Genomic DNA, 26,967 nt, shown 5'->3' with positions numbered 1-26,967 from the left:
AATCTTTTGCAATTCTTTTTTGGCGCTAACTGTAACTAAATGTCATGCCCAACAACTTCGTTCTAGGTAACGGAAAACCTTGGAGCCGCCGTCAATTATTGCAGCTGGGCCTAGCAGGTGCTGGAATAACTGGTGCAGCTGGACTTTGGCAGATGCTAAATCTACCAAGTAAGTCAATCGTTAAAGTGCCACCATTCGATAGGTCAGCACCAGACGATGTTACTAACCCAATGAAGATGTTGAGAGATTTTGATTATGGGACGGTAAAGCAAGAAAATGGGCGAACTATCCGCGAATTTAAGTTAACTGCTGGTTCTTCCATCATAAAGCTCAATAGTGCTGTCTCTTACAACATCTGGGATTTAAACGGTCGCATACCAGGGCCAACGCTACGGGCAAAACAGGGCGATCGCATCCGGGTACTATTTCTCAACAACGCGGGACATTCTCACTCTTTGCATTTTCATGGCGTTCATCCAGCAGAAATGGATGGTGTTCGCCCAATCAGCAATGGTAATGCCACAATCTACGAATTTGATGCTGAACCTTATGGCGTTCATTTATACCACTGTCATATTGAACCAGTGACCCGTCACATTGCCAAGGGACTGTACGGAATGTTTATCATCGATCCACCGACTCCTCGTCCCCCAGCTGATGAAATCGTACTAGTGATGGGTGGATATGACGTGAATGATGATAGCCATAACGATTATTACGCCTTCAACGGTCTGCCCCACTATTACATGCATCATCCCATTGGTATTTACAAAGATCAGTTGATTCGGTTGTATGTCCTCAACATCATTGAATACGATCCGGCAGTGACGTTTCATCTCCACGCCAACTTCTTTGATGTTTATCGCTCTGGTATGACTATGACTCCTAGCGAGAAAGCAGATGTGATTACGATGGGTGTCGCAGAAAGGCACATCTTAGAATTTGCTTTTCGTTATCCAGGTAAGTATATGTTCCATCCCCATCAAGATGCGATCGCAGAAAACGGTTGCATGGGTCAATTTGAAGTACTTGCTGAAAGTAACTCTCAAAATAATGTTAAACATTCCTGACAATATTATTAGTAATTTGTAATTAATTTATTAAAGTTTCCGTAAGTAGTTGATAAAAAATCTCATTATATGCAACAGTAAAATCTATGACAATCTGTCAAACAAACTACTTTCTAGATAATAGTTTGAAATGTTTCAATTAATACCTTTTAATTAGTGTGAGGAGCAAAAATGATAAAACTTCGTTATATATGTTTAGCAGCAGCAGCAGCGGTAATAGTTACCTTGAGTTCCTGTAGTAATACCCCAACCGCAGAAAATCCATCAGCACCAGTTGCTAGCACTCCAGCTACAGAGGCAGTAAGTAATAACAGTCATAGTGGTCACGGTAGCAAAGAAAAAATTAACATTAATAGTGCTATCTTGTCAGAATTAGATAAGTTTGAAGCCAAACTAGGTGTTCCAGCTTTATCTAACAAAATCCAGGCAGGTCGTCCTTATGGAAAACCAGAAGATTTAGTTACTAAAAAAATAATTACTCAAGAACAGTTCGACCAAATTAAAGACCAGGTTGGCGTTCAGGAAGTGGTACTCACGGGTGAGGCAAAAGATGTTGATTATATGTCTAAATTAGGCTTAATGAAAGGGCATCTTTTGGTAGCCAAAGAACTGCTAGATCAGAATCAGCCGAAACAGGCAGAACCTCATATTGGGCATCCAGTAGAAGAGATTTACGTTGATGTAGAAGATCAACTTAATGAACGTAAAGTCAAAGAATTTAAGACAACTTTAGTAAGTTTGCAAGATTTAGTGAAATCTAGTCCGAAGGATAGCAAAGTTAAAACTAATTTTACTTCTTCAATGCAAGCAGTTGATGGAGCGATCGCAGCTTTGCCAGCAGATCAACGCTCAAAACCAGGATTTGCGCTCCAAGTAATTAACGAACTACTAGATTCAGCTAACTCCGAATATGGTGCGGCGATCGCAAATGGTAAAGTAACCGCGCCAATTGAGTATCAAGACTCCCGTGGTTTTGTCTTTTACGCCAATGAATTATACAAAGGAATTTCTAGTCAAGTAGCTCAAGCAGATCCCGAAGCACACAAAGCGATCGACACTAGTTTTACTGAACTCATAAAAGTTTGGCCCGCCGCCATCCCACCAGCAAAAGCAGTAAAAATTCCTAATGATGTTACCAAGCTAGTGAAAACCATTGAGGAAAACTCTCAAAAAGTGGTTGACAAATCCAATACCCAAGCACAGCGATAACACTTTAATTTAATGGGAAGTATAGGTTAAAGAGTTTAAACTAGTAGGAGTTAGGAGTTATGAATTATGAGTTATGAATCCCAAAATACTAACTCTTAACTTCCAACTCCTCACTCCTAACTAATTACACTCCCTTCGTTACTTTAACTAACAACTGATGCAAGAACTTGACCATAAAAAGACTATTGACCTGCTGAACGCCATCATGGAATTTGAACTAGCAGGAGTAGTGCGCTACACACATTATTCTTTGATGGTAACTGGCCCTAACCGTATTCCAATTGTGGCTTTTTTCAAAGCACAGGCAAGTGAATCTTTACTTCATGCCGAACAAGTGGGAGAAATTCTCACTGGTTTAGATGGGCATCCCTCCCTGAAAATCGCCCCAATGGAAGAAACCTACCAGCATAAAGTCAAGGATATCTTGGAAGAAAGTTTATCCCATGAAAAAAAGGCATTGGAGCTGTATAAAAAATTGCTCGAAACTGTCACCAATGCCAGCATTTACCTTGAAGAATTCGCTCGCGGTATGATTGGACAAGAAGAGATGCATAATCTCGAACTGAAAAAGATGCTACGCGATTTTGGTTAATAGTCATTAGTCATTAGTCATTAGTCCTTAGTCATTGGTCATTAGTCAAAAAGAAATTCAAAGGACAAAGGACAGATGACAAAGGACAAAGGACTAATGACAAAGGACAAAAGACAAAGGACAAAAGATGAATTTTAGTACTGCTCTACCTACTTTTGTAATAACACTTCGAGAAGGAGTGGAAGCTGCCCTTGTTGTTGGCATTGTGCTAGCTTTGCTGAAAAAAGCTAAACAATCCCGACTCAATTCATGGGTATATGCTGGTGTCGGCGTTGGCATTGTCGTCAGTGCCTTAATAGGCGTGTTATTCAGTTGGATAATTCAAGTACTGGGAGCCGCGAATCCTCAATACACCACCGTAGTTGAACCAGCGCTAGAAGGTGTATTTAGTGTATTAGCGATCGCAATGCTCAGTTGGATGCTAATCTGGATGACCAAACAAGCCAGATTCATGAAAGCTACAGTTGAGGGAGCGGTAACACAAGCACTGACACAAAACTCAAATGCTGGCTGGGGTGTTTTTACTTTAATTTTAATTGCCGTTGTCCGCGAAGGGTTTGAAACTGTTCTCTTCGTTGCAGCTAATTTTCAACAGGGATTAATGCCAGCCTTGGGCGCTATTGCTGGTTTGGTAGCCGCATCTGCCATTGGGGTACTGCTATTTAAATGGGGTGTCAAAATTAACATCCGCCAGTTTTTCCAGGTAATGGGCATTTTATTAGTGTTGATTGTCGCTGGATTGGTAGTTTCAGCCTTGAAACATTTTGATGAAGCTGTAGCTAACCTTGCCCTTAGCAGTCGTGCCACAGAAAACCTTTGTTTCTATTACGAACGTTTTACAAAAGTCCACTCCTGTATTTTGGGACCAATGGTTTCCAATACTTCCACAATCTTACCTGACGAACAGTTTCCTGGGATTATTCTCAAATCTTTATTTGGCTATAGAGACAATCTCTATCTTGTACAAGCAGTGGGATACGTGGGATTTTTACTCACCATTGGAGGGCTGTATTTCCGCAGCCTTGGGGGTGCTTCTTCTGAAGGTAAAAAGAATGTCCCTTTTGGTCAAAAACCAATTAGTTCTGCAAAAGATTAAAAGCACAGTCAGTTACCTCGTTTGCAGTCTCCCTTATTCCCAGTCTATGACTGGGAATCGCCTTTGGATAGCTACGCTTATGTCGATTTAGAAGTAGCTGCCTTAGTTAAAACCACAGTTAATATTTTTGCCATTGTAATTGAATACAAATGTTTTCAAGTAATACCAATTTGAAAAAATAATGCAACTATTTGTAGAGACGCGATTCATCGCGTCTTTAGCCAAGGACGTGTTGCAATCATTAATTGAATTGGTGTAATCAAAAAAGTAAATGAGCAAAGTTTTTATATTAAATTCCTTACTGTTACTTTCTCAAATACCCAATCAAGAAGCAAAATTTTTAGAGTTAAAAAATAAACTAGAAAATAAAGGGTTTCAGGTAATCATTGCACTACCACCAAAGCGAGGAGCTTATGGTTTACTAAGAGAAGCTGACAAAAAAATCTGGATCAATCCCGTAGTGTTTGAGTTACATATTGGAATTCAAACACTAATCCATGAAACTGTTCATGCAGCCCAGGTATGTGCCGGAAAAGGAAAAATAAAAGCTTTAGGTTTAGACATTCAACCAAGCAATTATGCTCGACCATTTTTTAGGCGCTATACCGATGTCAAACGACAAGATTTAGAAAAAGAAGCTTATGCAGTGCAAACTCAACCTAATAGTTTTGAATTAGCTATATCTCTTCTTCAACAACACTGTAAATAGCTAGTTTAGTAGATGCAAAAGCTGAAGCGCCTTTATTTAACTGCTTTGTAATACAAAGTGTTGTTAAGTAAGAATATTGAGTGCAAAGAATGCTTTAAAGCACGAATTTGTTAATGATTTTTTAGTAAAAAATAACAATACAGATGCTTTGCAGCAGTTTCAAAGTAATTGGAATGTTAAACTAATCATATAGCGCTTCTGGGTTGAGTGCAATAAATACAGACCTAACCCCCAGCCCCTTCCCTACTAGCGTTGGGGAGTAAAATTCAAAGCCTCTCTCCTTTTAGGAGCAAGGTTTGGAGAGAGGTCAAACTGTATTGCTTCCATTCGAGAACCGCTATAGTAATTGTCAAATTTATGTTGTCTTACGATCTATCGGGTACACGCATTTATAAGACGGTTTGGAAAACTAGGTTCTCTAGTATTAACTTGACACTCCTTTTTTTCAACTTCCCTGCTGTTTTTGATAACTCCTATAAAAATTCTCTCTTGTTGTAACTCAAATCGGCAAATAGCGTCATCAGAAGTGATGAAACTCGGTTCAAAGTTCTCATAAACACTAAAAATTTTACCATTTGGACATTCTACTCGCTCAACAAGATTAATATGATTACCTAGAGCGAATTGTACGATAAACACAAAAAGAATGAAACAGCCAAAAAATCCTGTTACTAGAATACTAAAAAATTTTAGCAAGTCTTCTTTGAACAAAAAGCTATTGATAAATAGTAATAAAGGTGTGATATAAAAATATAATGTGGTAATTTTGTTGAATAGGTCAAACTCAAAAATAATTTTGCTTGACCAATTTAAATCCCAGTTAAAAACGAGCGGTATTAGACTAATTATAATAACCACTAAGTTATCTGAAGGTCTATCAAGTCTACTTATCAAGAACAAACGAACCCATCGCCAAAAGTTTTTGACAAGTTTAGCAATCTGCATCTTTAAATACTGGTATCTATAAATAATACTCCTTAATATAGCACTCAGATTTTATTTTTGAAAACATACTGACACTGAAAAGGCTGTTTGATCGGGATTTTATCTAAAATCATCTCCGATAAATCCATCCTTTATTGACTGTTCTCCCAGTATCGAGCTAAGTACCCTGTGGTGCAAATAACGCTTGCTTAAGCTGCTGACAAGCTTTTTCTATTGCATCTATACTACCTGGATTCACTAGGCCAAAATAATCAAACACATAGACTCGATTATTTTTAGTTGCTTGTAGTTGCTGCCAAAAATTTTCCTTTTTCAAAGAATCTAAAAGCGTCGCTTCCGAATTTCCTTGTGGAGGATTAACTAAAATTATCACCTCTGGATTTGCTTCTAAAACTTTCTCAGCCGAAAGCGTCACATAGCCACCGATTGGACTTTTTCCTTGTAAATCTGCTGCTATATTTTTCGCCTGGAATTTCGCCAGTAAATCCCCTGCCCAACTGTTTTTATTCGGCGCTAAAATTGGTTGACGACTGACCAGTACTAGAGTAGAAGGACTCTGAGTTAGTTTATCTGGTAAGAAAGTTTTATAACGATTTAACAAAGGCTGAGGATTGGCATTAATTAACTCAGCGAGCTTTTTAGTAAGTTCTTCTAGAGATTCCCAGCTATTCACTTTAGTGAGCAAAGTTTGAATACCTAGCTGCTGAAGTTTTTGAATTGGAATGTTAGAAAAACCTTCAGCACCAATAACTAAATCTGGTTTTAGCGCTACCACTTTCTCTAAATTTGGCGGACTTTGGCCTTCCCTAACGCGGGGAATATCCTTGAATCTTAAGTCATTCTTAAATAATTTACTACCGGTGATTCCAACAACTTTTTTTCGATCGAGTCGAGAGATAATATCAGCAGAAAGAGAAGAAAGAGCAACTACTCTTTTTGCCGATCCTTTTGGTAATTGCCGAGAGTTCGTGTTAGTCGCATCAGTGGCATTTTCCACTTTTGTTTGTAGTTGCTGAGTATTTGCAGTGGTACAAGCAACTAAAACTATACTCAACAAAATTGCTAAAGCAGATAGGAGCCAACGACGATACATATTAAAATTCCTTCTGGGGTAATAATGGTATAAAATTGATATAGAGTAGGGCTGTTGTAATTACTAACACAGATATACACCCATACTAATGTAATTCTTCCAATCCCCCAGTTAAACTTATTTGGTCTCCATCCAATTTTCACCGACACGTGCATCTACCAGTAACGGTACACTCAACTGCACTGCATTTTCCATCACTGACTTAATTTGTAGTTGTAATTCTTCCCACTCATTAAGGGGAATTTCAAACACTAATTCATCGTGAACTTGCAACAACAAACGCGCCTGATAGTTCTTCAAAACCTCATGCAATCTCACCATTGCAATTTTGATAATATCAGCATTGGAACCTTGAATTGGTGCATTAGCCGCGGAGCGTAATAAACCTGCATCAAAAGCACCTAAATTCTTCAATTTACTCAGATCGATATCTTCTGGGTTGCTGCCTTTTAATTTGCGTAAACTGTTATTAGTAAAGTCAAAATAGCGACGGCGACCGAAAATAGTTTCTACATAACCAAGAGCGATCGCTTCTTTTTTCACTCGCTCCAAATATGCAAAAACTTTCGGATATCGTTCATTAAACCGCTTAATGAACTCGTTGGCAATGGACTTATCTATCCCAGTTGAGCGCGAAAACCTGAGAGAACCCATTCCATAAATAACGCCAAAATTGATAGTTTTTGCTATTCCTCGTTCTTCTGAGGTGATATTTTCTCTTTCAAAAACTAACCGCGCCGTCACAGTATGAACATCTTCATTTTGCTGATATGCTTGCACTAATATCGGCTCTTGACTCAAATGAGCCAAAATCCGTAATTCAATTTGTGAGTAATCAGCAGCCACCATTAACCAACCAGGTTCTGGTAAAAACGCCTTCCGAATCTGGCGACTAAAAGCTGTACGAATGGGAATATTTTGCAAATTCGGATTAGAAGAAGATAACCTACCAGTTGATGTTGCTGCTTGGTTAAAATCAGTATGTACTCGCTGGGTATCTGGACGTACTAATGCAGGTAATGCATCAACATAAGTAGACTTTAATTTAGATAGGGTGCGATACTCAACAATCGCTTCAACAAATCCAGTTTTATCATCTTCTTGAAGTCTTTCCAGTGTTGCTGCATCTGTAGAGTAGCCCGTTTGAATTTTACGAGAATGTTTGGTGCTTAACCCCAATTTTTCAAACAAAATTTGGCTCAACTGCTTAGGAGAACCCAAGTTAAAGTTTTCCCCAGCTATTTCAGTTGCTTCTTCTTTTAACCTGGCTAACTCAGTTTCTAAATGCTGCGAAAGTTCTTGTAAATAAGCTGAATTAATCCGAACACCTGTGTATTCCATTTCGGCTAAAACTGCTTCTAGCGGCTGTTCCACTTCCACTAAGAGCTTAGATAAAGCTGGAATTTTATCCAGATCCTCGCGCAATTTCGACACTAAACCAAAGGTAGAATAAGCATCCATTCCACAGTAATCTGCAACGGCGGGAATATCTATATCAGCGATATTTTTGCCTTTAGGAACTAAATCTAAGTAACTTTTAGCTATCAATCCCAAATATCGCTGCGACAAATCCATCAAATTATGGCTTGAATCTGGATTTAGAATATAACTTGCCAGCATGGGATCGAACACCACTCCCGCCAAGTTAATTCCTTGAATCCTAAAAACTAAGCGATCAAATTTAGCATTTTGTAAAGCTTTAGGATAATCGGCACTTTCGAGAATTGGGCGTAATGCTTCCAGCACTAAATCTTTATTTAAATTTTCCCCAATTTTGTGCCCCACAGGAATATAGGCTACTTCATCTGGTTGGGTTCCCCAACAGCAACCAATTCCTACTAACTCAGCGTCTCTTGGTTCTAAATCGGTGGTTTCAGTATCCCAAGCAACGGGTGTTTCTGGATTAGTGAATTTTAGCAAAACTTTCACTAACTCAGTTAATTTGGCTTTGGTGTTGATGATACGTGGTGTAATTGGAGAAGTAGATTGTTGTGGAACTGCGGCTGTATCACTAGCACTAAAAAACCACAAATCATTATCTTCATCAGCGCTGAATTTTGAGTTAGTAAAATTGGAATTACTTGCATTTATTTTGGCTTCTTGCTTTTCTTCAACTTGTCCGCCAAAACGTTGCTGAAGGTCGTTGATTCTACCTAAAAAAGACTTAAATTCTAACTTTTCTAAAATTGGTGATAAAACGTTTGTATCAAAGCCTTTTAATTTGCAATCTTCTAAATCAAATTCTATAGGAACATCTAAAACTATGGTTGCCAAATAGCGAGACTTCTCGGCATCTTCTTTACCGACTGCGAGTTTTTTCTGAGTTGCGCCTTTAATTTCATCTAACGCAGCATAAACATTCTCAAGTGAACCGTATGTATTCAGCAGCTGCACTGCTGTTTTTTCGCCAATTCCCTTGACACCAGGAATATTATCTGATTTATCACCACAAAGAGCTTTAAAATCAACAATTTGTGAAGGTAAAACGCCCATCTTCTCTTTGACTTGTTCTGCTTTAAATTCCGTGATGCTATTTGTAGAGCGCTTAAGGGCATCTGGACTAAAATTCAGAACAGTGATTTCTTTGTCAGAGTCGATTAGTTGAAATAAATCGCGATCGCCAGTCAGAATCTTCACTTTATACCCAGCCGCAGTTACTCGCTGTGCTAAGGTTCCTAAAACATCATCAGCCTCAAAACCAGGGGCAGTGAAAAAGGGCAGATTGAAGCCATTTAGCAACTCATGCAGGTTTGCTAAGTCGGGAATAAAGTCTTCTGGTGTTTCCGGGCGATCGGCTTTATAAGTCTCGTCCGCTTCGTGGCGAAAAGTTGCCTCAGCCAAATCAAAAGCGATCGCCATTGCTTGAGGCTGTTGTGTTGCCATTACCTCCAACAGGCACTTCACAAAACCAAAACATATACTGGTGGGAATGCCTGTTTTGGTACGCAGTCCTCCATCTCGCCCTTTGGCGAAAGCAAAGTATGAACGATAAGCCAAGGAGTGTCCATCTACGAGGATGAACGTGGGGCGTGTTGCAGTTGCAGAAGTGAAAGTTTCAGACATAGCCCTATTTTAGCCAGAAGCTTTGTCACATAGTTAGCAATTTCAAAGCTTTGGCTACCTTTATTGTTACTCGTTGATGTCAAGAAGCGAGTAAGCCCTCAGTTAACTGGTATCTTAAATTAAAGAACTTGAGTCAGACAACTGATTTATAGGTAGATAAGCCATCTTCGCAAGCAATCAGATCATCAAAATAAGAGTGCTGAAATCAGTTATGTATCAATTGATCGAGTAGCAATTTATCGATAAGTTGCCGATCGCGAATGTAGTTATCTTTACGATCCGAACCAGATACAGATTGGGAAACGCTCACAATTTACATAGGAGCCACATGAGTACAATCACGACTAAGGATGGTACGCAAATCTATTACAAGGACTGGGGCACAGGACAGCCTATTGTCTTCAGCCACGGCTGGCCATTGAGCGCGGATGCTTGGGAATCGCAGATGTTTTTTCTCGCCTCACATGGCTACCGCTGCATCGCGCACGATCGTCGCGGTCATGGACGGTCGAGCCAACCGTGGAATGGCAATGACATGGATACCTACGCTGACGATCTAGCGGAGCTTTTCCAGGCGCTGGATATTAAAGATGCGGTGATGATCGGACACTCTACCGGCGGCGGTGAAGTGGCGCGCTTCATTGGACGGCATGGCACAGAACGCGTGTCCAAGGCAGTGCTGATGGGCGCGGTGCCGCCACTCATGCTCAAGACGGAGGCGAATCCGGGTGGGCTACCCATTGAGGTCTTTGATGGCTTTCGGGCGGCGTTGTTGGCTGACCGATCGCAATTCTTCCTAGATGTACCCAGTGGGCCATTCTTTGGCTTCAATCGACCCGGTGCCAAAGTCTCCCAAGGGCTAATCTATTCGTGGTGGATGCAGGGGATGATGGCTGGACATAAAAACACCTATGACTGCATTAAGGCGTTTTCGGAAACAGATTTCACCGAGGATTTGAAGAAGTTTGATGTGCCGACGTTGATCGTTCATGGTGATGACGATCAGATCGTGCCGATTGGTGCTTCTGCCCTCCTGTCTGCAAAGCTCGTCAAAAATTCGACTTTGAAAATCTATCCTGGGGGAGCGCACGCTCTGGGCGACACGAGCAAGGAACAGATTAACGCCGATCTGCTGGAATTTATCAAATCCTGATGTGGAAGTATGGATGTGAGACATCACTGTTAAAAATCTCAATGGGTTCATTCTTATAGGTTCGCACCTGTTTGGGACAGCTATTTTAAACCCAACAACCACAGGAATCAAAAACTAAACTAGAGGGAAAAATCGCAGTCGTTACAGGTGCTTCAAAAGGCATCAGTGCCGCGATCGCCAAACATCTGGCAGCTGCAATCATTGCACCCTTCCCTCAATAGCCAGAGAGTTTTTAACTTTGAGTGTGAGAGTCTGATAAAAGCAAACTATCTCCAAGGAGTTTTGCACTGATGGAAACAGCAGATGTCATTGTCATCGGCAGTGGTCAAGGAGGCATTCCACTGGCGGCTGATTTTGCCAATGAGGGACGTAAGGTTGTCTTGTTTGAGCGGGATGCTTTAGGCGGCAGTTGTATTAACTATGGCTGCACTCCGTCCAAAGCGTTTTTAGCAGCGGCTCATGCAGCAGGGCGATCGCGCCAGGCTAAGAAGTTAGGCATCCACACGGAAGTAGAAGTGGATTTTCCCGCTGTCATGGAGCGAGTTCGGGGAATCCGCAGCAGCTTTAATCAAGGGATTCGCCAGCGATTGGAGACTGCGGGTGTCAAAGTCATTTGTGCCGAAGCTGCTTTTGTAGGTGAACGGACGGTCAAAGGTGGGGATGTTACCCTTCAGGCTCCTCTGGTAATCATTAACACGGGTACGTCATCGCTGATTCCTGACATTCCCGGACTTGCAGGAACTCCCTACCTGACCAACCGCAACTTCTTTGACTTGAACACCTTACCACCCCGTTTATTGGTGATTGGAGGCGGCTATATTGGCTTGGAATTGGGACAAGGACTAGCGCGTTTGGGCAGTCAGACCCACTTAATTGTCCGGGGCGATCGCGTCCTCGGACAGGAAGAGTCTGATGTCAGCAAAGTCTTAGCAGAAGCATTAAAGCAGGATGGGATTAAGCTTCATTTTGGAGTTAATGTAAATCACGTTGCCCATGAGAATAATGTGTTTAGCCTGACTCTGAGCAGTGGCGAACAACTTCAAGGAGAAGCGTTGCTGGTTGTGATTGGACGCAAACCGAATACAAGTGCATTAAATGCAGCCGCCAGCGGAATTGAGCTAGACGATCGAGGGTTTATTAAAATTGACGACCAGTTCCATACCACCTGTTCTGGAGTCTATGCGATCGGAGATGCTGCCAAACAGCCTGCCTTTACGCATGTGTCGTGGGAGGATTATCGCCGCTTAAAAGCAATTTTGTGTGGAGAAAACCGGACACGGAGCGATCGCGTCCTTGGCTATGCGGTTTACACAGAACCCCAGGTGGGGCGAGTGGGTATGACCTTAGAACAGGCTCAGAAACAAGGCATCAACGCGCGTGCTGTCACGTTACCTATGAGCCAAATTGCGCGTGCGATCGAGTGGGGACATGACCTCGGATTTTATCGTATGGCGATCGACAACGACACAGACAAAATTCTGGGAGCAACCCTGGTGGGCTACGAAACTGCTGAACTGGTGCATGTTTTTTTATCCCTGATAGAAGCAGGAGCAACCTGGCAATTATTAGAGCGATCGGTTCACATCCATCCCACCTATGGTGAAGCTTTACCTAGTCTGGCACGGTTGCTGCTTGGAGATAATATGCCAGGGTGTCCGAATATGTGAAGAGGTTTTATTGATGTACAACATCAATTGGCATTAATAAGTAGATGCCTAAGCCAGGAAGACATCCTCCTGACTCGGTGACAAAACTGTTCTCTGTTTCGATTGCTCATTTACCCCTGGTACTAATGAGCTTTTTTGTGCTTTTTATACAGCTTAACGTCTACATATTTGCAGCTTTAGTACGGAAGCCAAGTATAACCAACTCTTGGCAGGTATACCAGCCCAATTAAGTACGTGAGTATAAGCATAGTAACCAGATAGTAACTAGATCCCTAAGTTATCACCAGAAGTCGGGGATCTATCTCCTGAGCCTTTTACATTTAATTAGGTTGACCTAGCTTACATCTCAGGAACCAACAAAAACTAGCTTAATATTTCGACATCAAATTACCACTATTAAATCACTTTACCTTAACAAAACTTTATATATACCGTTGAAAAAGTCTATTTGTCGAAGAAATTTAAACATAATAACTTTACATAAAGTTACGTGTATTTATCAAGACTACAAGCAAAGTTTCAGAGTTAGAAATAGGTTAGTAATCCCGTAATGATTCGTTTCAGAAAGGCATCTTTTATCCATGACAACAAAACTATTCAACACTCTAGCTGCTGCTACAACTTTGGCAGGAATTGTTGCAACATCTGGAGCAGCTAATGCAGCTTCTCTCTCCTACACTAATTCCACTAATTACGATTTCACAAATATTATTGATGCACCTCTGAGCGTCCAAAAATTTGACTCATCCCTGGGTACACTCAAGGGTGTAACGATAAGCTTTACTGGCGACATACTTGGAAATGCAGGTTTTGAAAACAGGAGTCCAACCCCGACTCAGGTGACAGTAAATCTCGCTAGTCAACTCAGTTTAAAACTAAATAATCAGTCTCTGTTTGCGCTCAATCCACAAGATATATCGAGTTATCAAGCTGCTAAGTATGACGGCATTACTGATTATAGTGGCACCTCTGGAAAGAGTATTTCTAACTTAACTGCCACACAATCTGCTACTCAGTCTTTCACCAATACACAATTCTTGCAGTCTTTCACTGGTAATGGCGATATAGACTTTTTGTTCTCAGCTTTAGCCAACTCAGTAGTTACGGGTTCGGGCAACATGAGATCCTATATTGATACTTATGCCAAAGCAGGTATCAAAGTAACTTATGACTACGATGAGGTGAAAGCAGTACCTGAGTCTTCTGCCACACTAGGAATTGGTTTAATTGCTGGGCTTTGTTTGTTGTCACAACGTAAAAAAAGCTGGATTGGGATGTTTAATTAATAGACTTTATTAAATAGGTAGATTTCTTCTATCCTATCTATCAAGCAGACTCTCTAATTTAAATTAAAAAACCCGATTTTTTCGAAAAAATCGGGTTTTTTATTGTGCCTATTAGCCGGATTTTTTAATAAAATTTATAAAATTCTATTCTTGGCGATCGCCATAAACAATTATTGATATGAAGCTGTTGATTAGAGAACCCAATTTTTTATATGACTCCCCACTGGTCGCCAGAGGCTGTTAACCTCTTACTGGAACTTATAATTTAGGAAATTATGCCGAAAGCATCTACCGATCGTCAGGCTGCTGCAAAAGACATTAAACTACTAGTTTTGGATATAGATGGCACGATCGCTGGACACTCTAACACTATCAGCGAACCTGTAAAGCAAGCAATCTTTGCAGCGCAAGCACGAGGAATTCAAGTGGCGATCGCTACAGGTCGAATGTATCGTTCAGCCTTGCGCTTCCACCAAGATATCGGCTCTACCCTACCATTAATGGCCTATCAAGGAGCCTGGATTCAAGACCCAATCATCCAAAAAATTCATCGCCATTGGGTTGTTTCCAGAGAAATCGCCCACCAGTTACTCGACTATTTTGAAAAGCCTGAGTTGCGATCGCTTCTATCTGTTCACTTTTACATCAACGATCAACTATACGTCCGTGAGTTAACTAAAGAAACCAAAATTTATGCAGAACGTTCTGGTATTATTGCGATTCCTGTAGGTGATTTGCGTCAAGCCTTAACGAATGAACCGACAAAAATTCTTGCTTTATCTGATGACACTGACGTAATCGATAAGCTATTAGGAAATTTGCGCCGTCAATACACACCTGCTGAACTTTATCTCACAACATCTGTTGCTACCTTTTTTGAAGCAACTAACGCCTCTGTAAATAAAGGAACTGCTGTACGTTACCTAGCCGAAGAATTGTTGGGATTACAGTTAGCCAACGTTATGGCGATTGGCGATAACTTTAATGATGTGGAAATGCTGGAGTATGCCGGACTTGGTATAGCTATGGGCAACGCACCAGCAGGAGTGCAAGCGATCGCTAAGTGGGTAGCTCCTAGCGTAGAAGAAGATGGGGCAGCAGTAGCAATTGAAAAGTTTTTGCTGTAGTCAGGGCATTTTTTCAAATCTAACCCATACAAATCAGAAAGGACACCGACGACTGGCCGTGTTTCGTCTCGGTGCCCCTGCTGGTTCGCTCCTCACACACCTGCTAATGTATCCGAGGTGGTGCATTGAGTCAATAGCTATATAAAAAGTTTTTATTTTTACCTAAGCGACATTACCGATTTATAACTCCAAAGGCGCAAAAACCCCCAGATTTTCCTCTAGAACAAATCTTAATACTGACTGAGTAGCCATGAGCAATCCGAGTCTAGCTTGAGCCAGTTCTGGTGACGTAATTTTGATTTCACCCCAAATCCGACAATTAGACCAAAACTTTTCAAAAGCTTGGCTCAAATTCAGCGCTACTTTTTCCCATTTCACCGAACCGCTAACATCAGGGCACTCTATGTTGTCTACCACTTGTATTAATTCGCCAATTAGACGACGCTCATCTGGGTGATTGAGTTGTAGTGTTCCGTCGCAATTAAGCCAAGGTAGAGGGTTAGGAAAAATAACATCCCAAAAAGCTGGACTAGTATTTGGAACTTGTTCTCTAAGTTTAATCAACCCCTCTCGATGAGCCAGCAGCACTAGCGAACAGCAGCGTGCATGAGCATATTGAACAGCAAACAATGAATTGGGGATTGGGTATGGAGCATGGGGCATTGGGCATTGAGCATTAATTGTCTCCTCTGCTCCCCTGCTCCCCCGGTTACTGAGCGTAGTCGAAGTATGCTCCCCTGCTCCCCCAGAACTCCCGACTACGAGACTTTGTAACCAAGTCGCTAAGGCTGAGTGAGTTAATTCCAAATTTATCCAACCAGGGGGAACTATTTGGATGCTAAAAACGTCCTCACAAATCCCTGATAAATCTGAAGCGATCGCACTGGCAAGCTCCATCGTTTTTCGATTCTGAGATTTTGATAGTCGCAGAGACACACTTGAGGTATAGAAAACTCTGTTGTCATCTCTACCTTTATATAGAGGAATTTTCTCGTCTTTTATGCATTTATTTTCTATTCTATAAGTATCAATGCTTATCGATTTGATTAGATAACTATATAATAGCTGTTTTATTGACGTATATTTGCTAACTGGTAATTTATAATGCACGTAATATTATTTAAATAGTGATGTAAGATATATTTGTTACATTTCTGTCATCTACCTTGCGGTATAAATTTAATTTAGATGAAGAAAAATGAGAAGAGGATAAAATTTGATGAATAATCGATGAATAGTAAGTAAACTTTACTACCACCATTGTACAGTAGGAAGTATAACAAAAGAGTAGAGAGTAATTTGCTTTCTATTCTTTGGATTGGCTGGCGCTGTTAGGCGTTAAGCCTGCCTCGTCAACACAAAGACACTCCTTGCACCCTTTTATTTACGTCTTTGTCTTCAGCCGAACGCTCTTTGTTACCTATGCAATCTCCATCCTCCTTTTCTGAGGCATCACGGCCTTTTTTGACTTGGCAACGCATTCTTGACTGGGCTCAAGAACACTATCGTTGCCGCACCTTTAGCAAAGATGAGCGCATTCCAGCCCGGCCTGGATTGCTGTATTTGGTGCAAAGGGGTGCCATCCGCATGGTAGGAACCGCCCAAGTTAGTGCGACTGCTAGTCAGCTAACGTCTCGACGAATCAACAGAACTCCAGAAGAAGCGTTCTTGGGTTTTGTAGGAGCGGGACAGCCATTTGAAATTGTTGCTCAGTCACCATTCACACTCCAGGCTTACGCCCATGTCGATCAAACTGCGGTGCTGTGGATGTACTGGCATGATTTAGACAATTGGCCTCACTTCCGTCGCGAAGTTATGGATGCCTTTAGGTATCAGCACCAGCGTAAGCTGCTGTGGTTGAGTGCCTTAGGACAACGCCGCACAATTGACCGACTCTTAGGATTTCTCACATTGTTAATTGAGGAATATGGAGAGCCAGCAATGAGCGACACCGATCCTGATGTGATTCGCGGTTATTGTCTGCCTTTTCCCCTCACTCATGCCCAAATTGGTAGCGCGATTGGTTCCACTCGTGTCACCGTCACCCGCTTGATGGGTAAGCTACGTCAACGTGGTTTAATCTTGACTCAAGGGGATAATCTCATTTGCTTGCCAGCAGAGTCGATTAATAGAGCTGGTTAAGGTAAAGTTCAGAGCGGCGATTTCCGCCACTCTGTCTTGAGGCGATGAGCTAGACCCCGCCGGAAGCGAGCGCAAATGTCAGCGAATTTTGACAAATCCCGCTTGGGTAATCAGTTGCTGTCCCTGCTCAGTCAGCAGTAAGTTGGCGTAAGCGACACCTGCTTGCTGCTCAGTCTGACCATTCTGTTTGACCACCACAAACAGATTGCGGGTAATCGGGTATTTTCCTGATTGAAATGCCTCAATATTCAACTTGTTCCGTTTACCAGGACATTCAGACGGGAGGACAGAAGGTTCTTGGTATGGAGCAATGTATTGCCCTTGCGTGCGCCCCAACGGCAAGGCCTTGATTGAGCATTGAGGAATCACCTCTGGGGCAGAAGCGTAGTAGATGCTACCAGGACTATCAGCCAATTTTTGCAAGGCTTGGGTGGTTGTGGAGATAAATTCTACATTGGAGCTGAAAGCTTGACCACCCAAGATGTCTTGGGCAAAAAGTTCGACAGTACCGCCATCAGCAATGCGGCGGGAATAGGGCTCGATCGGGATATTGGGGCCGCCCACCTGGCTCCAATTATTGATTTTGCCTGTGTAAATTGACTTTAACTGTTCTACCGTTAGTCCTGGGATATTCAGGTTTGGGTTAACTGCAACCGCTAAACCATCAATTGCCACAGGAATTTGTTTCAAACTGAACCCACGCTGCTGGGCACGGCTTAATTCCGGATCTAGAACTGGTCGGGAGGACTGGGCAAAGGCTAGTTGACCGTCTATCAAGGATTGAATGCCAGTACCAGAACCAGGCGATGCATTGCTGGGTTCTACATAGCGCAGCCGTAACTCTGGCCGCGCGGCTTGAATTGCCGGATCGACTCCTAGTCGAATCGGTGCCCAAGATGTACTGCCTCCGTAATTGAATAATCCTGTAGGAACATCCTTTACTGAAGTGAAAGTATTGCCACTAGGTTGTTCCGATCCGGTTTGGGGCGTTTTGGTGCTACCAAAATTAATTGTATTTAGATCGACACCAGATTTTCTAGTAAACCACCAAAAACCGCCAGCTATTAGCCCGACGGTGATTAGGATGGATAATACAAGAATGGTTGTTTCATTTTTTTGGGACATAGTATAATTACCCGTGCGTCCATTCAATATAAGTGCTTGACTTGACAAGTGCTTGCTACTTGAGATTGTATTTGGAGGACGGGTGTTTTGTTAAAAATGCTGACAAATTCTCACTTCTGACTACAATAGATGCCAAGGTATAATAAATTTTCCCTGGATTAATCGTCTCTTTTCTCAAGGCTTGAGTGTTGGTGAGGATAAATTGTTAGTTGATACTAAGAATTTTCCCCATAAAGCTCAATTTCTCATCTTGAGAGTTTTACCAGGTTAACGATTGGTTAATTTTTAATTTTTTATTGCTGATTAACGCACTGGTTCAAAGTCATAACCAGTGCGAGAGCGAGAACCAGGAACAATTTTTACAAGTTGCACTGAGGCATTGCGATCGCCTGATGCTAAAAATCGAATTGTACCAGAAGCACCAGTGGCAGAAAAGTCAGAGGATAAGAGTGCTTGTTGGACTCCAGTTCGCGTGGGATTGCGTTTTAATGCCTCAATCAGAGCTACAGTGGCATCATAGCTGAGGGCACTTCGCCAACTCACATCACCGCCCCATAACTGCCGCGATTTCTGGGGAAAATCTGACTGGGGAGCGCCATCAATATGCCAGGGAACTGCCACTACCATCCCCACAGCTTGTTCTCTACCAATTTCTAAAGTTTTAGCGGTGTAAACATCATCTCCCGCCAACAAAGTTAACTTTTTCTGATTAATCTGAATTACTTGCAGCGCTTTATCGAGAGTTTCAGTGTTAGCAGCTAACATCAATACTTCTGCACCTTGTTTAGTTGCTTGTTCTACACTTTTAGCTGCGCTAAAATCTGCCCTGGATAAGTCAAATTCGCTGGCTACCTGTCCACCCTCTAGGGAAACGGATGAAACAAACTCCGACTTCAAAGACTGACTATAGTTACTTTGAGAATTAAAGAAAACCACTGCATTTTTTTTCTGCAAGGTTCTCACCATATAGTTAGCTAAAGTTCTCGCAGCCATAAAATCACTGGGAACTGTCCGAAAAACGTAGCGGCTAAAGTTAGAAATTTTGACAGATGTACTAGTCGGAGATATGGCTACAAGTTGTCCAGAAGTATAGATAGCACCAGCGGCTAAGGTGGAATCGCTAGTATTCGGCCCAACTACACCTAATACTTCGGAATTGCTGACTAGGTTGGAAGCGATTTGCTTGGCTATTTCTGGATTGTCGTCGTCATTAGCTATCCCTACCCTCAACGGTACTCCTTTGATTCCTCCTGAGCTATTGACTTGATTTTGAGCTTGGGCGATACCACGCAAAATTTCTAAAGCAGCATTGGGGTCAGTGCCAAATGGTACAGAAGCCACGATGGTATAGCTCTTGGAAGAACCAATGCGGGCGTTGTTAAGAAAAATTAACGTTTCTGGATCGTTTCGGTTGAGTTTTAGAGCAGCTGTGAAATTGGCGATCGCTTTATCATAACTTTTAGCTGCGATCGCCTGTACTCCTTCTTTTTTCACCGCAGAAATGTCACCCGGAGTAAAATATTTTTCCCCAAAAATAATGCGGTCTTGTAACGATGAATTGTTGCCTGGTTGTTGATTTGGAATGATGTTATTACCAATTTTGGCCCCATTGTTACTAAACCACCAAAACCCACCGCCAACTATGCCAACTGTCATCAGCAGAGCCAAAGCTAAAATTGTGGTTTCATTCTTTTGTGACATGAACAAATTTGAATAAAGAAAAAATTTTAAAGTATCAGAGATAATAATTTATAAATAAGTCTAAATATAGCTGTCAGTGAAATAGCTACTAAGGCTGATGCAATTGATAAAATTACTACGTTCACGATACCAAGACCACCCTGTAAAAAGGGGAGAAAAAAAATAATCGCAAAAGTAATTGCCGGAATAATTAATAAATCGAACTTCTCAATCCACCGCCTCGTTTGGGCAAATATCAGTATTCCTAAAATCACACATGCAACACTTAAAGTAACTATTTCTGATTTTACGAGACTGAAGAGAGCGATCGCGATCAATGCACCCTCAAATCCACTAAATGCCGCCCCACCCAATAATTCCAATGTCGAAAACGCTGGCTGAGTTGGTGGACGACGGGGAACAACAGGACTAGAACCTTGGGGTGGTTGTGGCGGGAGGGTTACAGAGGGCGAATTAAGTTGTGTAGGGGTTTGAAGCTGTGAGTTAAGTGCATCTAGAACCTCTTGGGCTGACTGGAAGCGCTGATTGGCAGCAGGTAACAACATTTTGTCTAATATGTCAGCAAGGCGAGGGTTAACAGTCACTTGCGATCGCCATTTCCACTGGTTGCTATAGGCATCAAATAGTTTAACTGCTTCCTGATTTGTCAACAAGGTAATAAGAGTTACAGCTAAAGCGTATAAATCTGTAGATGGGAATACTTGACCCCCAGCCATCTGTTCAGGCGGTGCAAATCCCATCGAATAAATTCCTGTGGAAGAAGCAGCAGAACCAAGAGCAACATTTGTTACTTGCTTAACTGCACCAAAATCTAGTAAAAAAAGTCTACCATCACGACGGCGCATGATGTTAGAGGGTTTAATATCTCTGTGGATAATACCTCTATGATGGACAAACTTTAGTACCTTCAGAATTTCTTCCAGCACCTCCAACACTTGCTGTTCAGAAAATTTGCCTTGTTGAACTAATTCTTCCTCTAAGTTTTGCCCATCAATATATTCTTGTACTAAGTAAAAAAATTGGTCTTGCTGTCCTGGTTGCAAACTATTAACTATCACTGGAAAGAAGGCAAACAAGTCTGGTATTTGCTCGTGATCGTTACCAAGTTGTGCTAAAACTTCTGCCTCTCTCTCAAACATCAACTGTGCTTGTTGCAGTTGATTCAATGTTAAATTTCCTGCTGGTTGAAACTGCTTAACCACGCATTGACGCATTCCTGGTATTCGGCGATCGCGTGCCAAAAATGCTGCTCCAAACCCGCCCCTTCCCAGCAGTTTAGTTGGCACGTATCGACCATCTAGCATCAATGGCATACCACAGGTAGTGCAATACTTTTGCTGGGTTGTTTTTAGTGTCGTAACATCATCTAAATCAGCAAAATAGTTTTGTGGGCGTGGACAACGTGGACGAGTGCAGTAAACTTCCATTTTCGTGATTAGTCAAAATCATTCGTAATTGATGATACTCGCCTTATCTACGAGATGCTACGCGAGTGGCAAGAAGCAAGCTACGTAATTCGTAATTAGTTCAGGTTACAGAGAAACTAAATTTGTTAATGAGGAACACGAAATTTTTTTCCTGATGTCAAACCAAGGGTTTGCCTACAGCACTTTGCACGAACACAATGGGTTAATAATTACGAATTAAGTTAGCGACAGAGGAGCGTCATTACGAATTATTTGGTCATTTACAAAAAACAAAGCACAAATGACAAGGGACTAATAACCTGATTTTAGTCTTCGCCAGATAAGGTAGGTGTTGCTACCTCCAATGTAGTTAACACTAGACTTTTTTGTGTTAATTTTAACACATCTTGATTCCATCCTGGGTTAGCAAACTGGGGCAGAATTTCTTGACTAAAGGCTTCTGCGGCCTTGGATCTATAGCGATTGGGATTACAAATCAGCCACAGCGTCCGTTTGACAACAACGCCTTCAATGGGAGTACGGTGCAGAACGCCCATTTGTAACTCTTTAGCGATCGCACTAGTTGAAACAAAGGCTGCCCCTAAGCCAGATTGCACAGCATTTTTAATCGCTTCAATGGAATTCAATTCCATTTCAACTTTAAAACGTCTGGTATCGATTTCACAGCGTGCTAGCACTTGGTCAATGACTTTGCGGATAGTCGATTGGGAATCTAGAGCAATGAATTGTAATTTATATAGGTCTTCTTTCTGGATTTTTTCAAGTTTGGTAAAAGGATGAAAGACAGGTAAAATTAGCGCTAGCTCGTCTTCAGCGTAAGGAATCACTTCTAAAGATTCTGATAGTTCACCGGGAATTTCACCGCCGATAATTGCCAGATCGACTTGTCCGTTAGCGACACTCCAAGCAGTCCGTCGGGTAGAGTGGACGTGTAATTGCACTGCCACATCTGGATATTTTTGTCGGAACATACCGATCATTCTGGGCAAAAGATAAGTGCCGGTGGTTTGAGAAGCACCGACAATTAAAGTACCACCTTGGAGATTTTGTAAATCCTCAATTGCACGGCAGGTTTCCTGACAGAGACTGAGGATTTTTTCACCGTAGTTTAAGAGTAGATGCCCAGCTTCGGTTAATTGGGCGCGTCGTCCTCCACGGTCGAATAAGGGGACATCGAGCTGCCGTTCGAGATTTTGGACTTGCAAACTGACGGCGGGCTGGGAAACGTAAAGACTATCAGCGGCACGCTTGAAGCTTCCTTCTTGGGCGATCGCTTTCAGGATACGTAACTGATCTAAAGTGAAAGGAAGGTCAGACATAAGGCTCAACCCACAAACTTTTAAAGGAGCAGATGCACGTAATAAATCCGGTTTGGCAACAGTTAGCCGGACATGATTTGTTGCATATTAAACTTGAAGGCTTGACTCGAAAAAGACAGTAGCACAACATCTTGACTAAAGTCCCCTTTTGAATACTTTGTGGTATTGGTTGTACTGAATTCAGTTTTCTTTAAATTACTTCACCTGTGTATATGCTGCTGATTTCTTGGTTGACACCCAGTCATTTTGTCATACTAGGGTTACAAATAGTTTTTGCGATCGCTCACAGTGGAGGCGCTGCTTTACGCCCTTGGGCAGAAAAATACATTGGCCCAAGGTTTTATCGCATTCTTTTTGCATTAGTCAGCCTACCGTTGGCTGTGATATTAATTATTTACTTTTTTGGGCACCGCTATGATGGTTTGCAAATTTGGCAGGTACAAGGAGTGCCAGGAGTGCGAGAATTTGTTTGGCTGCTGTCAGCAATCTCGTTTTTGTTTTTATATCCTGCTACCTTCAATCTACTAGAAATTGCTGCTATTCAAAAGCCCCAAGTTCATCTCTACGAAACAGGAATTATTCGGATTACCCGTCATCCCCAGATGGTAGGACAAATAATTTGGTGTGTTGCCCATACTCTCTGGCTGGGTACTACCTTTACCCTTGTGACTTCCATTGGATTGATATTGCATCACTTGTTTGGGGTTTGGCACGGGGATCGCCGTTTGAGCGATCGTTATGGGGAAGCTTTTGAAATTGCCAAACAACGGACTTCAATTATTCCCTTTAAAGCAATTCTCGACGGGCGTCAATCTCTCAAATGGCAGGAATTTATTCGCCCTTCCTATTTGGGAGTTGCCATTTTTATAGCTTTGCTTTGGTGGTCGCACCCTCTGTTACTGGAAGCAACTAGTAGGATAGGATGGTAACTTTAGACGATGCCCAGTGTCAGCAGAAAATCCCAAATAGATGGAAATTTCAGCTTATCAATTGCTCCAAATCAATGTAGGATAAATTCAAACATCTATTCAGTGGAGGGTGCGTTCAGTCAGCTTAAGATTTTATATTGGTAGTCGTTGGTCAGTTGCCTTTCCTTGAAAGAAAGTGGTAGATTCAGTCAAATCCCCATGCAGTCAAGGCAATCAGGAGTTAAACATCCAAAAAAGCCAACGCGACTTCTAAGGTGGCTTTTCTGTCAGAGACACATTAACGCACTCAATTTTTTCCAATTCTTCTGTGTCCTGAATATTTGTGTCCTGAATGCATCTATCGGCAGTTACTGACTTGCCAATCCTCCACTGAAGTAGTAGCTGAGTTCTGAGTCCTGAGTAAAAGCAAGCAACTTAGTATTCATTGCTTGGCAATTAGTCCCAATCCCCCCTTTACTCTAAAAGAAAAATAAACGAGTTCCTCATTCAATCCGCTAGCTTTAGTTATGGACTTCTACTCAGCAACCAGAACTCGGAACTCAGCACTACTCAATTCAGTACTGATAGCTAGTTTGATATAAAAACCTTATAATCCAAGAGGCGTCATGGTGTTGTCGGTTAGTGAGCGGACATTTACTCAAGAAGTTTTAGAATCTCCTATTCCTGTTTTAGTTAACTTTGAAGCACCTTGGTGTGGCTTGTGTCGAGTTATCCACCCGCTGTTGTTGCAATTTCAGTCCCAGTGCGGCGATGAAATTAAATTAGTCGGGGTTAACGCCGATCAAAATTTTAAATTGTCTACTACCTATAGGCTAAAATCACTACCCACTTTACTATTGATTGAAAATGGCACTATTCGCCATCGCTTGGAATGCTTTCGCGGCAGAGAAGATTTACGTCTAGCTTTAGAAGAGATTAAAGCCAGCTACAGCAATTACCCCAAAATCTACAAAAGTTCAAAAACAGTGGACTTAGAATGTCGATCGGCCTGATGGATATTGGGTATGGGGCATGGGGCATGGGGCATTGGGCATTGAACAAATGACTAATGACTAATGACCAATGACTAATGACCAAATCTAAAACCATGCTTAATACCCCACCCAATCAGTCTTGGGTGGGTTATTTTATCCTAAAGGGTGTAGTCACAATTATTAACAGTTTCGACACGCTAATCAAGAATTCTAAAAGTAGGCGTCAGTGATGGAAGTAATCTATCAGTATGCCTGGCTGATTCCGGTGTTCCCTCTTCTTGGGGCAATGCTGGTCGGTCTAGGGTTAATCTCGTTGAATCAGGTGACAAACCGCCTCCGCCAGCTTAATGCTGTGGTGATTATCTCCATGATGGCAGCAGCTATGGGGATGTCGTTTGCCTTGCTCTGGAGTCAAATTCAAGGACACCCGTCTTATATTCGCACCTTTGAGTGGGCGGCAGCAGGTAATTTTCACCTGAGCATGGGCTACACTATTGACCACCTGACAGCCCTAATGCTGGTGATTGTCACAACGGTAGCCTGCTTAGTCATGGTTTACACCGATGGCTATATGGCTCACGATCCCGGTTACGTGAGGTTTTACGCCTATCTCAGTTTGTTTGGCTCTTCAATGTTAGGTCTGGTGGTCAGCCCCAACCTAGTACAGATTTATATATTCTGGGAACTGGTGGGGATGTGTTCCTACTTGCTGGTCGGTTTTTGGTACGATCGCAAGTCAGCAGCAGATGCCGCTCAAAAAGCGTTTGTAACCAACCGCGTGGGCGACTTTGGTCTATTACTCGGCATCTTGGGGCTGTTCTGGGCAACAGGAAGCTTTGATTTTAATATCATGGGCGATCGCCTCGCCGAACTTGTCGAATCAGGTTCTATCAGCAATTTTCTCGCTGTCCTGTTTGCGATTTTAGTTTTCTTAGGCCCAGTAGCAAAATCAGCCCAATTTCCCCTCCACGTCTGGCTACCAGATGCGATGGAAGGCCCCACCCCCATTTCTGCCTTGATTCACGCGGCAACAATGGTGGCGGCGGGTGTTTTCCTGATTGCCCGGATGTACCCAGTATTTGAAGACGTTCCAGCCGCAATGAATGTCATTGCCTTTACTGGGGCGTTTACGGCGTTTTTGGGGGCTAGCATTGCCATTACCCAAAACGACATCAAAAAGGGCCTAGCTTACTCCACCATTTCCCAACTTGGTTACATGGTGATGGCAATGGGAATAGGTTCCTACAGTGCTGGACTATTCCACCTAATGACCCACGCCTATTTCAAGGCGATGCTGTTCTTGGGTTCAGGTTCTGTAATTCACGGTATGGAAGGTGTCGTCGGTCACGACCCCGCGTTAGCGCAAGATATGCGGCTGATGGGCGGACTGCGGAAATATATGCCCGTCACCTCAATTACCTTTTTGATTGGTTGCTTGGCAATTTCTGGTATTCCACCCTTTGCTGGCTTCTGGTCAAAAGATGAAATTCTAGGGAAGGCTTTTGAGGCTAACCCATTCCTCTGGTTTATCGGCTGGCTAACTGCCGGGATTACGGCTTTCTATATGTTTAGAATGTATTTCATGACATTTGAAGGCAAATTCCGGGGTACTGACGAGAAAATCAAGGAAAAACTTAAAAAAGCTGCGGCGACAATTGTCCTGGAATTAGAGTCAGAAGAACCAGTCCCGAATTTTGGGCCTGGGGCAATGAAGAAAGGAGAATTGGCGGCAACTAGTCAGCAACATGACTCCCATGACTCCCACGAGCATCACAGCGACTCCCCCCACGAATCGCCGTGGACAATGACCCTGCCGTTGGCACTGTTGGCTGTGCCTTCGATTTTGATTGGTTTGGTAGGAACTCCCTACGCCAATTATTTTGAAGAGTTTATCTTTCCTCCTAGCGAAACTCTCTCCGAAGTTATAGAAAAGGCTTCCGAGTTCAATCCGACGGAATTCTACATCATGGCGGGTGCCTCAGTCGGAATTTCTTTGATTGCGATTACCCTGGCTTCGCTGATGTATTTGCGCCGTAAAATTGATCCGGCTGCGATCGCTGCTAAAATCCAACCACTTTACGAGTTATCCCTCAACAAGTGGTACTTTGATGACATTTACCATCGGGTTTTTGTCCTCGGCTTGCGTCGCGTAGCCAGACAAGTTATGGAAGTTGACTTCCGTGTTGTCGATGGTGCTGTTAACCTCACAGGCTTTTTCACCCTTGTTAGCGGTGAAGGTCTGAAGTACCTAGAAAACGGTCGCGCTCAATTCTATGCCTTGATTGTGTTTGGGGCGGTTTTGGGTTTAGTGATTGTCTTTGGTGTTACCTGATTTTAATC

Annotated in this window: 21 protein-coding genes; 13 read left to right on the top strand and 8 right to left on the bottom strand. The window is 42.3% G+C overall.

Features of this window, described 5'->3' with window-relative positions; translation table 11 throughout:
- Positions 1-44 precede the first annotated feature (44 nt).
- From AC1F2U_RS06560 to AC1F2U_RS06540, 5 genes are all read left to right on the top strand, one after another.
- Positions 45-1,070, top strand: a complete 1,026-nt coding sequence (locus AC1F2U_RS06560; protein ID WP_480260370.1) for a multicopper oxidase domain-containing protein — start codon at positions 45-47, stop codon at positions 1,068-1,070.
- 171 nt (positions 1,071-1,241) lie between these two features.
- Positions 1,242-2,279 (top strand): ComEA family DNA-binding protein, encoded by a 1,038-nt coding sequence (locus tag AC1F2U_RS06555; protein ID WP_480260369.1) that lies wholly within the window; start codon positions 1,242-1,244, stop codon positions 2,277-2,279.
- Between the two features lie 157 nt (positions 2,280-2,436).
- Positions 2,437-2,871, top strand: a complete 435-nt coding sequence (locus AC1F2U_RS06550) for a ferritin-like domain-containing protein (protein WP_099099278.1) — start codon at positions 2,437-2,439, stop codon at positions 2,869-2,871.
- A gap of 127 nt (positions 2,872-2,998) precedes the next feature.
- A complete protein-coding gene (locus AC1F2U_RS06545; protein WP_480260368.1) occupies positions 2,999-3,967 on the top strand; it encodes an FTR1 family iron permease in 969 nt (322 codons plus the stop codon).
- Between the two features lie 271 nt (positions 3,968-4,238).
- Entirely contained in the window at positions 4,239-4,676 is a 438-nt protein-coding gene (locus tag AC1F2U_RS06540) for a hypothetical protein (protein ID WP_480260367.1), read from the top strand.
- Positions 4,677-5,048: 372 nt separating this feature from the next.
- Here the strand turns inward: AC1F2U_RS06540 and AC1F2U_RS06535 are convergent, their stop codons facing one another.
- The 3 genes from AC1F2U_RS06535 to polA all read right to left on the bottom strand — a co-directional run bounded on the left by AC1F2U_RS06535 (position 5,049) and on the right by polA (position 9,777).
- Positions 5,049-5,621, bottom strand: a complete 573-nt coding sequence (locus tag AC1F2U_RS06535; protein ID WP_480260366.1) for a hypothetical protein — start codon at positions 5,619-5,621, stop codon at positions 5,049-5,051.
- A gap of 157 nt (positions 5,622-5,778) precedes the next feature.
- Complete coding sequence (locus tag AC1F2U_RS06530) at positions 5,779-6,714, bottom strand: ABC transporter substrate-binding protein (protein WP_480260365.1); 936 nt, start codon at positions 6,712-6,714, stop codon at positions 5,779-5,781.
- Between the two features lie 117 nt (positions 6,715-6,831).
- Positions 6,832-9,777: a DNA polymerase I gene (polA, locus tag AC1F2U_RS06525; protein ID WP_480260364.1), complete on the bottom strand. Its 2,946-nt coding sequence runs from the start codon at positions 9,775-9,777 to the stop codon at positions 6,832-6,834.
- Between the two features lie 328 nt (positions 9,778-10,105).
- On the opposite strand from polA, the gene AC1F2U_RS06520 reads away from it, so the two are divergent.
- The 4 genes from AC1F2U_RS06520 (at position 10,106) to AC1F2U_RS06505 (ending at position 15,010) form a co-directional block, all read left to right on the top strand.
- Positions 10,106-10,930, top strand: coding sequence for an alpha/beta fold hydrolase (locus AC1F2U_RS06520; RefSeq protein ID WP_480260363.1), 825 nt, complete (start codon positions 10,106-10,108; stop codon positions 10,928-10,930).
- A gap of 290 nt (positions 10,931-11,220) precedes the next feature.
- On the top strand, positions 11,221-12,597 hold the full coding sequence (locus AC1F2U_RS06515) for a dihydrolipoyl dehydrogenase family protein (protein ID WP_480260362.1): 1,377 nt from the start codon (positions 11,221-11,223) through the stop codon (positions 12,595-12,597).
- A gap of 581 nt (positions 12,598-13,178) precedes the next feature.
- The gene (locus AC1F2U_RS06510) at positions 13,179-13,883 is read left to right on the top strand and encodes a choice-of-anchor E domain-containing protein (RefSeq protein ID WP_480260361.1); all 705 of its coding nucleotides are present in this window, start codon (positions 13,179-13,181) and stop codon (positions 13,881-13,883) included.
- A gap of 275 nt (positions 13,884-14,158) precedes the next feature.
- On the top strand, positions 14,159-15,010 hold the full coding sequence (locus AC1F2U_RS06505) for a Cof-type HAD-IIB family hydrolase (RefSeq protein WP_480260360.1): 852 nt from the start codon (positions 14,159-14,161) through the stop codon (positions 15,008-15,010).
- 180 nt (positions 15,011-15,190) lie between these two features.
- On the opposite strand, the gene AC1F2U_RS06500 is transcribed toward AC1F2U_RS06505, so the two are convergent.
- Entirely contained in the window at positions 15,191-15,907 is a 717-nt protein-coding gene (locus AC1F2U_RS06500; protein WP_480260359.1) for a DALR anticodon-binding domain-containing protein, read from the bottom strand.
- 525 nt (positions 15,908-16,432) lie between these two features.
- Between AC1F2U_RS06500 and AC1F2U_RS06495 the strand changes: the two genes are divergently transcribed.
- Complete coding sequence (locus AC1F2U_RS06495) at positions 16,433-17,152, top strand: Crp/Fnr family transcriptional regulator (RefSeq protein ID WP_012412419.1); 720 nt, start codon at positions 16,433-16,435, stop codon at positions 17,150-17,152.
- A gap of 78 nt (positions 17,153-17,230) precedes the next feature.
- On the opposite strand, the gene AC1F2U_RS06490 is transcribed toward AC1F2U_RS06495, so the two are convergent.
- The 4 genes from AC1F2U_RS06490 to AC1F2U_RS06475 all read right to left on the bottom strand — a co-directional run bounded on the left by AC1F2U_RS06490 (position 17,231) and on the right by AC1F2U_RS06475 (position 22,724).
- Positions 17,231-18,277 carry a PstS family phosphate ABC transporter substrate-binding protein gene (locus tag AC1F2U_RS06490; RefSeq protein ID WP_480260358.1) on the bottom strand — a complete coding sequence of 349 codons (1,047 nt, stop codon included), beginning with the start codon at positions 18,275-18,277 and terminating at the stop codon, positions 17,231-17,233.
- 303 nt (positions 18,278-18,580) lie between these two features.
- Positions 18,581-19,978 (bottom strand): ABC transporter substrate-binding protein, encoded by a 1,398-nt coding sequence (locus tag AC1F2U_RS06485; RefSeq protein ID WP_480260357.1) that lies wholly within the window; start codon positions 19,976-19,978, stop codon positions 18,581-18,583.
- 26 nt (positions 19,979-20,004) lie between these two features.
- Positions 20,005-21,405: a protein kinase domain-containing protein gene (locus tag AC1F2U_RS06480; RefSeq protein WP_480260356.1), complete on the bottom strand. Its 1,401-nt coding sequence runs from the start codon at positions 21,403-21,405 to the stop codon at positions 20,005-20,007.
- A 305-nt stretch (positions 21,406-21,710) separates the two neighbouring features.
- Positions 21,711-22,724, bottom strand: coding sequence for a LysR family transcriptional regulator (locus AC1F2U_RS06475; RefSeq protein WP_335007605.1), 1,014 nt, complete (start codon positions 22,722-22,724; stop codon positions 21,711-21,713).
- A gap of 212 nt (positions 22,725-22,936) precedes the next feature.
- Here AC1F2U_RS06475 and AC1F2U_RS06470 point away from each other — a divergent pair, with 212 nt between their 5' ends.
- From AC1F2U_RS06470 to AC1F2U_RS06460, 3 genes are all read left to right on the top strand, one after another.
- Complete coding sequence (locus AC1F2U_RS06470) at positions 22,937-23,653, top strand: NnrU family protein (protein ID WP_480260355.1); 717 nt, start codon at positions 22,937-22,939, stop codon at positions 23,651-23,653.
- A gap of 605 nt (positions 23,654-24,258) precedes the next feature.
- Positions 24,259-24,645 (top strand): thioredoxin family protein, encoded by a 387-nt coding sequence (locus AC1F2U_RS06465; protein WP_194043509.1) that lies wholly within the window; start codon positions 24,259-24,261, stop codon positions 24,643-24,645.
- Between the two features lie 211 nt (positions 24,646-24,856).
- Positions 24,857-26,959, top strand: coding sequence for an NAD(P)H-quinone oxidoreductase subunit 5 (locus AC1F2U_RS06460; RefSeq protein ID WP_480260354.1), 2,103 nt, complete (start codon positions 24,857-24,859; stop codon positions 26,957-26,959).
- Positions 26,960-26,967 lie beyond the last annotated feature (8 nt).

This window comes from Nostoc sp. LEGE 12454, from assembly GCF_056620565.1.
Note: the sequence above shows the minus strand (reverse complement) of the source record. Positions and strands in the feature narration are given on the sequence as shown.